Source organism: Streptomyces albus subsp. albus (assembly GCF_000719865.1).
Taxonomy (GTDB): Bacteria; Actinomycetota; Actinomycetes; order Streptomycetales; family Streptomycetaceae; genus Streptomyces; species Streptomyces albus_E.
This window is the reverse complement of the sequence record NZ_JOID01000084.1, coordinates 1-824: the sequence shown is the minus strand read 5'-3', so window position 1 is coordinate 824 and position 824 is coordinate 1. Positions and strand designations below refer to the sequence as shown.

At 66.1% G+C, this 824-nt stretch carries 1 protein-coding gene and 1 pseudogene; both read left to right on the top strand.

Annotated features, from left to right (window positions below; all coding sequences use genetic code 11):
- On the top strand, nt 1-363 hold a 363-nt coding region (locus IF83_RS0129485; RefSeq protein WP_208605962.1), incomplete at its 5' end, for a DUF6507 family protein.
- A pseudogene (locus tag IF83_RS0129480) lies at nt 360-824 on the top strand (hypothetical protein); the annotation flags it as partial. The gene IF83_RS0129485 and the pseudogene IF83_RS0129480, both read left to right, overlap by 4 nt.

Here is an 824-nt window from a genome sequence, read left to right as displayed (position 1 = left end):
TCGATCATTCAGCTGACGCAGGCTTCTTCGTACTCGGGTCACATGGAGAGTGCGGCGTCGTCGGCGGGGACGATCGCGGCGGGTGAGGCTCCGGAGATGGGTCTGGTCGGGGCCGCGCTGGCGGAGTTCGCGATGAAGACGCAGGACGATCTGTTGTTCGTCGGGGCGCGTGCGGGCAAGTCGATGACGGGTGCGGTGGACGCCGTCAAGGCCTACAACCAGGGTGACTTGGACATGGCCGCGGCCGCGCAGCGCGAGGCGTTGAAGGCTCCGGACCTGGAGGCGCTGAAGGCCGCGCAGGAGCAGGGCAACGCCGGCGGCAATGGCGGTAACGGTGGTCATGGCAAGCAGGTACCGGTGTGATCAAGCCCGAGGCGATACCCCAGTTCACCGGCAATCTGGAGCAGTTGGAGAAGGACGCCACCGGCCTGGGCAATGACGCGGACAACATCCGCGAGACGGGCAAGGGTGTCCACACCCAGTTCCAGGGCTTGTCGGCGTTCTACACCGCCCCGGAGGCGGAAGCGCTGTTCGCCTCCACCAAGCCCGTTCAGGACAAGGCGGATGAGTTCGCGGACGACTTGGAGAAGGTCAAGTCGGCGTTGGACGAGTATGCCGCCGAGGTGCGTCCGCTGGCCGCGAAGCTGAAGCGGCTCAAGACCGAGGCTGCCGCGTTCGTCGCCAGTGTGGAGGGTGATGACGAGTGGAAGTACGACGGCGACAAGATCGATGAGCACAACGCGCTCCAGTCCGAGGTGACGGCCACGGTCGCGGCGTTCTGGGAGGCGGAGCGCACGGCCGCGAACAAGATCACGGCGTTGGTG